Below are 6,210 nucleotides of genomic sequence, written 5' to 3' on the forward strand. Positions count from 1 at the left end.
TGCCGAAGTTGTTTTAAATTCCGCTTTTGCCGTCACGGCCGCGGCTCAGGGTCCGCTACACCGTTCGGTATAAGAAAACCCCTTTCCCGGTCCAACCTCAAACGTACGGGGTTTACCGAAACCTTACCTCTAAAGCCTCCGGCTTCAAACCGTATCCATAAAACTCTTCTCGATCCGGCTGAACAGGATGATGCCGATGGCCAGGACCACCAGGGTAGTGACGCCACTGATGGCCAAACTGCTAAAACTGACCGTGCCGGAACCGAGGAAGGCGTAACGAAAGGCCTCGATCACCGGGGCCATGGGGTTCAGGGCCATGATCCACTGGTATTTCTCCGGAATCTGGGAGGTGGGATAGACAATGGGGGTGGCGTACATCCAGAGCTGGACCCCGAAGCCGACCAGTTGAGCAAGGTCCCGGTACTTGGTGGTCAGCGAGGAGACGATAATCCCGAAACCCAGTCCCAGGGCGGCCATTTGCAGGATCAGAAGCGGGAAAGCAAAAAGCAGGGGCTGGGGATGGATGGCAGCGCCCTGTAGATAATAATAGGCAACAAAACCGAGAAACAAGGCAAACTGGATCGCAAAGGAGATAAGGTTGCTGATCACCACGGCCAACGGTACGGTGAGCCGGGGGAAATAGACCTTGCCGAAGATACCGGCATTACCGACAAAGGTGTTGGAGGTCTTGGTCAGACAATCGGCAAAATAGCGCCAGGCCACCACCCCGGAAAGGTAAAAAAGTACCTGAGGCAAACCGTCGGTGGGGATCTTGGCCACCTTGCCGAAGATGACCGTGAAGACCAGGGTGGTCATCAGCGGCTGGATCAGATACCAGAGGGGACCGAGGATGGTCTGCTTGTACACGGCCACAAAATCGCGGCGGACAAAGAGCATGATCAGGTCCCGGTATCGCCACAGTTCGGAGAGATGGATATCGAACCAGCCGGACACCGGCTGGATTATCATGTCCCAATTCGCTTCAGCCGCCACCGGGGCGGATCTCTGGGGAGAGTCGGGGGATATTTTTTGGTTCATTTTGTTTTCACGCAAAGATGTTATGGACGCAGCCTTAATTTTGAGTTTTGAATGTTGAATTTTAGATTCAGCCCTCGTTGCTCTCTTTTCACCGTTCACTTTTCGCCGCCCGTTGCCCATCTACCATTTCCCGGACCACATCCGCCATAGCGTACTGCGGCAGCCATCCCAGTATCTCCCGGGCCTTGCCCGGGTTGGCCCGGCTGACCGCCAGGTCGGTGGGCCGGAGCAGGGCGGGGTCGGTAACCACATGCTCCCGCCAGGAGAGCCCGGCACAGGAGAAAACGGCATCGACAAACTCCTCAAGGGAGTGGCTGGTACCGGTGGCAATGACATAATCGTCCGGGACCTCCTGCTGCAGCATCAACCACATGGCCTGGACATATTCCGGGGCCCAGCCCCAGTCCCGCAGGATGGCGATATTGCCCAGGCGCAGTTTTTCGTCGCTTCCGGCCGCGATCCTACAGGCGGCAGCCACAATCTTCCGGGTAACAAACCTTCTCGGCCGAAGCGGCGACTCATGGTTGAACAGAATCCCGGAACAGGCAAACAACCCATAGGCCTCGCGGTAGTTGGCCACCTCCCAGAAGGCGGCCGCCTTGGCAACCGCATAGGGGCTGCGGGGCCGGAAGGGGGTTGTTTCGTCGGCCGGCATGCCGCCGGTATCACCGAAACATTCACTGGATGCGGCATGATAGAACTTTACCGGCTGCCCGGTAAAACGAATCGCCTCGAGCAGATTGAGGGTGCCGACACTGATGCTTTCCAGGGTTTCCACCGGCTGCTCAAAGGAAAGGCCAACCGAGCTCTGGCCGGCCAGGTTATAGACCTCGTCCGGCTGCACACGGTCCAACACCTGGAGAACACTCCGAAAATCACTGAGCGCCATGGAGTGCAAGCTGATCCGCTCATGGATTCCCAGGGTGTGCAGGTTCTGAAAAGAGGACATCTGGGCGTCCCGGGAGGTGCCGGACACCTGATACCCCTTTTCCAGAAGAAACCGGGCCAGGTAGGCGCCGTCCTGTCCGGAAACTCCGCAGATAAGGGCTTTCTTTTCCATCGGCTATGGGAGTGAAATGTTAAAGGTGAAAAGTGAAAAGTGAAAAAGTTTAACTTATTGATTTTAAAAGGCCGAAGAGCATTTTGGAGATATCGTTCAACTGTTTCAATAGATCGCTTTTTCTGGCCTCGTCCAAATAGCCCAACATACCTGCAAGTTCGATCTGAGTATCCAGTTCACTGATGGAGCCTTGGGCAATGTTGAGGAACTGTCTGAATTCCTTGTTGCCTTTGCGGGCTGCTCCCTCTGCCAGATTACTCGGAATCGAAATCGCTGCCCGACGCATCTGTGAAGAAAGAACATACTCTTCTGATTTAGGAAACGTCTGCGTTGACCGGTAGATTTCCCGTACCAGCTCCATTGATTTCTTCCATACTTCCAGTTTTCTATGCGGCCGAGTTCCCACTTCTTGTCAGTAAAATGTGAATTGTCAAATGTGAAATGTTTCGGATTTACACCAACATCCTATTACCCAAAGGATATTTGCTTTTTACTTTTCACAGCTCACTTTTTACTTTTCACAGCCCTTAATCAAGTGCATACTGATTCAGCCAATCTTCCCGTTCCTGCCACTCGGGCTGTTCCTCTTTATTGAACAGATAATCGCCGATTACCAGCCAGTCCATTTCGGTGCGCATGAAACAGCGGTAGGCATCTTGGGGCGTACAGACAATCGGTTCGCCGCGGACATTGAAGCTGGTGTTGACCACCAGGCCATAGCCGGTCAACTTCTTGAAAGCGGAGATCAGCTGCCAGTAGCGCGGATTGGTTTCCTTGTGCACCGTCTGGATCCGGGCCGAGTAGTCGACATGGGTGACGGCCGGGATATCGGACCTCAGGTGGTAGAGCCGCTCATACATGCCTTGCTGCTCAAGTCCGGACACCATGGGATTGCAGCGGTGGCTGCGCACCTGGTCGATGAGCAGCATATAGGGGGATTCTTGCTTTAACTCAAAATAGTCGGCAACATCCTCGAACAGGACCGAGGGAGCAAAAGGACGAAATCCTTCGCGATATTTAATTTTGAGATTGAGCCGCTTCTGCATCTCCGGATGGCGGGGATCGCCCAGGATACTGCGGTTGCCCAGGGCCCGGGGGCCGAACTCCATCCGACCCTGGAACCAGCCGACGATCCGGCCGCCGGCCAACAGGGCGGCCACTTCACGGCACAGGTCATCGAAATCTTCGAAATGTCTTGCCGAAGCGCCATATTTCCGGATCAGTCGCCTGGTATCCAGGGCTGAGAACTCCGGTCCCAGGTAGGCGCCCTGCATCTTGTCCCGGCCCTGATCATCAACAACCCGCTCCGCCCCGTTCCAGGTATGGTGCGCGGCCAGGGCCGCGCCCAGGGCGCCGCCGGCATCGCCGGCCGCCGGCTGAATCCATATTTTTTTAAATATTCCGGAGCGGAGCAGCTTGCCGTTTGCCACGCAGTTCAACGCAACCCCGCCGGCCATCACCAAATTAGAACAATTAGTAAGAGTTCGGGCGGTGTCGGCCAGGCTTAGAATTGTCTCTTCGGTCACCTCCTGGATGGCAAGGGCCATATCCATGTAGGGCTGGGAAAGGTCGCTCTCCGGCTCACGCCGACTCAACCCGAAAAGCTCCGCCCACTTCCGGTCATCACACATGGTGAGACCGGTGGCATAGTCAAAATAATCCATATTGAGCAGCAGACTGCCGTCACTTCGCAAATCCACCAGGCTCGTCAGGATTGCTTGCTTGAAGCCGGCAACCCGGTCGCTGTTTACCCGGCCGTACGGAGCAAGCCCCATCAACTTATACTCGCCGCTGTTTACCTTAAAGCCGCAGTAATAGGTAAAGGCCGAGTAAAGCAGGCCCAGGGAGTGGGGAAAGGGCAACTCCCGCAGCATGGTAATCTCCCGGCCCCGGCCATGGCTGATAGTGGTGGTGGCCCACTCGCCGACCCCGTCAACCGTGAGAATGGCGGCCTCGGAATAGGGCGAGGGATAAAAGGCGCTGGCCGCATGGGAAAAATGATGCTCCGGAAAAAGCAGCCTGGGCCGCCGGCCGGAATCCGCGCCGGGCAGGCAAGCCAACTCATCCCGGATCAGCTTGCGCATAAAGAGCTTTTCCTTGATCCAGACCGGCATGGCGGAGAGAAAGCTGCGCAGTCCCCTGGGGGCAAAGGCGTGATAGGTCTCCAGCAGCCGCTCGAACTTCAGGTAGGGCTTATCGTAAAAGGCAATGGCCTCCAGGTCGCCAAGGGACAGCCCTGCCTCGTTGAGCACAAAACGGACCGCCTGGATGGGAAAGGAAGGATCATGCTTGATGCGGCTGAAGCGTTCCTCCTGGGCCGCGGCAACGATCTCGCCATCCACCAGCAATGCGGCGGCGCTGTCGTGATAAAAGGCGGAAACGCCCAGAATATTGGCCATGCCCCTTGCCTAGAAAATCGTGTAGATAAAGGGGGCGATGGCCGTGCCGCTGGTCAGGACGATCAGGGCGCCGAAGAGCAGCAGGGTGATAATGATCGGCGCCAGCCAGAATTTTTTCCGCTCCCGCAGAAACCCCCAGAGATCTTTGAGAAAGTCCATTTTTACTCCAAATTATTTTATCAGGCCAATTTGTTGTAAGTAAAATGTGAAGTGTGAAAGGTGAAAGGATAGTTTTGAATGTTTAATTTTGTCGGTCTCGCAACAACCTGCTCGACGGACGTGATTCGTCTTGTAACTTGTTGATTTTATTGGGTGGCATTTGAAGCATTTTGGATTGTTACGCGTCCATCAATTTTGAATTCAGCACTCATTGCTCGTTGCTCATTGCCCTGCACTCCCTTCTTACTTTTCACTTTTTACTATTTACTGTTCACACCACCATCAATAAGGTTTTTCCAAGTCCTTTGCCTCAAAACGATGCGCCTTTTCGACAAACACCGATTGATCACCATCACGCCACTGCTGTACCCGCATCGGGTCAGCCCCGGTCAGCCGCCGCAACAGACCGATGGGGGTTGCCACCCCGTAGAAAACCAGGGTCAGCAATATCTTGGAGACCACGGTCCCCATAACATGGGAGAGCCCGAACCAGACCCGGGCCAGCGGTTTGAAAAAACCAGGCCAGGTCATGGTTATCACCAGGCAGGCGATAGCCAGGAGGAGGAATATACGTTCCTCCCAATAGAGTCGGCAGAGCAGGAGAATCAGGACCATTGCCAGGCCGGTATCCTTGGTCTGGTCGCTGGTCATTTTCTTCTTCGGGGTCATTTGTTTTGGGGTGGTTAAGGGGTTAAAATCTGTAACGCGCTGTTACTAATAACAATTAACTCTTCACCGTTTTGCTGATAATTCGAAAGGTTTGTTCGTAAATATTTTTCCTGGGCCCGATGGCAACTATCTCCAGTTCCTTGTTAACCGCAGAAACCCGGTAAATGACTCTGTACTTTTTTACCCGGTAACTTCTCAAGCCGCTCAATTCGTCTTTGAGCGCCTTGCCACAATGGGGCTCGTCCAGAATAGTCTGCAATGCTAATCTGACCACGGCCTTGATCTCCGGGTGCAGATTGCGAACTAGAGCCGCAATCTCATCCGGTATCCTAAACTTGTATCTCTTTGGCGCCATCATGGCGCTATTGGCTAAAAAGCTCTTCAAGGGTATACAATGAGGCCTTTTGCTTTTTTAATGCTGCCATTCCTTTCTTTATTTCCTTCATAAGATCCGCATCGGAATGAATCGCCATGGTCTCCCGCCAACTTTCGAATTCATCGGGACTCACCAACACGGCGACCGGCCGGCCGTTTTTGGTGATAACGACCTCTTCGTCCGTTTCCTTGACCGATTCCACCAAAGAACTCAACTTCATTTTTGCTTCGGATACCGATAAAGTATTCATCCTTATACCTCAATTTTGGTTGACCTGTATTCTGGTCGTAATATAATGGCATGAGCGTGGCCCGTCAAGCGCGTGGGTGCAGAGGTATGAGTAACGAGGGATGAGTAACGAGCAACAAGCGATGAGCATGGTGTAAACATTCAGTAAACCCCCTCCTGTCGGGAAAGGGGTTTTCTTCTACCAACGGCCGCTCCATTGAGAAGGGCCGGCTGTTCATAAACAGGCTATCAAGCAGGAACTCGCTTCGCCGCGGCGGCGA

8 protein-coding genes are annotated in these 6,210 nt (G+C 54.1%); all 8 read right to left on the bottom strand.

The annotated features are described in order from the left end of the window. Positions 1–144: 144 nt before the first annotated feature. Positions 145–1,038, bottom strand: coding sequence for an ABC transporter permease (locus L3J03_11915; protein MCF6291686.1), 894 nt, complete (start codon positions 1,036–1,038; stop codon positions 145–147). 88 nt (positions 1,039–1,126) lie between these two features. Continuing rightward, positions 1,127–2,098: a GDP-mannose 4,6-dehydratase gene (locus tag L3J03_11920; GenBank protein ID MCF6291687.1), complete on the bottom strand. Its 972-nt coding sequence runs from the start codon at positions 2,096–2,098 to the stop codon at positions 1,127–1,129. A 49-nt stretch (positions 2,099–2,147) separates the two neighbouring features. After that, the gene (locus L3J03_11925; GenBank protein MCF6291688.1) at positions 2,148–2,459 is read right to left on the bottom strand and encodes a four helix bundle protein; all 312 of its coding nucleotides are present in this window, start codon (positions 2,457–2,459) and stop codon (positions 2,148–2,150) included. A gap of 166 nt (positions 2,460–2,625) precedes the next feature. After that, a complete protein-coding gene (locus L3J03_11930) occupies positions 2,626–4,497 on the bottom strand; it encodes a carbamoyltransferase (protein MCF6291689.1) in 1,872 nt (623 codons plus the stop codon). A 9-nt stretch (positions 4,498–4,506) separates the two neighbouring features. Next, the gene (locus L3J03_11935) at positions 4,507–4,656 is read right to left on the bottom strand and encodes a DUF5989 family protein (GenBank protein ID MCF6291690.1); all 150 of its coding nucleotides are present in this window, start codon (positions 4,654–4,656) and stop codon (positions 4,507–4,509) included. A gap of 282 nt (positions 4,657–4,938) precedes the next feature. After that, positions 4,939–5,307 (bottom strand): SxtJ family membrane protein, encoded by a 369-nt coding sequence (locus L3J03_11940; protein MCF6291691.1) that lies wholly within the window; start codon positions 5,305–5,307, stop codon positions 4,939–4,941. 380 nt (positions 5,308–5,687) lie between these two features. Further along, complete coding sequence (locus L3J03_11945; protein ID MCF6291692.1) at positions 5,688–5,951, bottom strand: type II toxin-antitoxin system Phd/YefM family antitoxin; 264 nt, start codon at positions 5,949–5,951, stop codon at positions 5,688–5,690. Positions 5,952–6,015: 64 nt separating this feature from the next. Beyond that, positions 6,016–6,210, bottom strand: a 195-nt coding sequence (locus L3J03_11950) for a hypothetical protein (protein ID MCF6291693.1), incomplete at its 5' end; no start/stop codon positions are given.

This window comes from Desulfobacterales bacterium, assembly GCA_021647905.1.
Classification (GTDB): domain Bacteria; phylum Desulfobacterota; class Desulfobulbia; order Desulfobulbales; family BM004; genus JAKITW01.

Excerpts from the sequence above, each read along its gene's own strand:
- L3J03_11915 (MCF6291686.1), bottom strand. The coding sequence starts at position 1,038 with ATGAACCAAAAAATATCCCCCGACTCTCCCCAGAGATCCGCCCCGGTG.
- L3J03_11920 (MCF6291687.1), bottom strand. The coding sequence starts at position 2,098 with ATGGAAAAGAAAGCCCTTATCTGCGGAGTTTCCGGACAGGACGGCGCC.
- L3J03_11925 (MCF6291688.1), bottom strand. The coding sequence starts at position 2,459 with ATGGAGCTGGTACGGGAAATCTACCGGTCAACGCAGACGTTTCCTAAA.
- L3J03_11930 (MCF6291689.1), bottom strand. The coding sequence starts at position 4,497 with ATGGCCAATATTCTGGGCGTTTCCGCCTTTTATCACGACAGCGCCGCC.
- L3J03_11935 (MCF6291690.1), bottom strand. The coding sequence starts at position 4,656 with ATGGACTTTCTCAAAGATCTCTGGGGGTTTCTGCGGGAGCGGAAAAAA.
- L3J03_11940 (MCF6291691.1), bottom strand. The coding sequence starts at position 5,307 with ATGACCAGCGACCAGACCAAGGATACCGGCCTGGCAATGGTCCTGATT.
- L3J03_11945 (MCF6291692.1), bottom strand. The coding sequence starts at position 5,951 with ATGAATACTTTATCGGTATCCGAAGCAAAAATGAAGTTGAGTTCTTTG.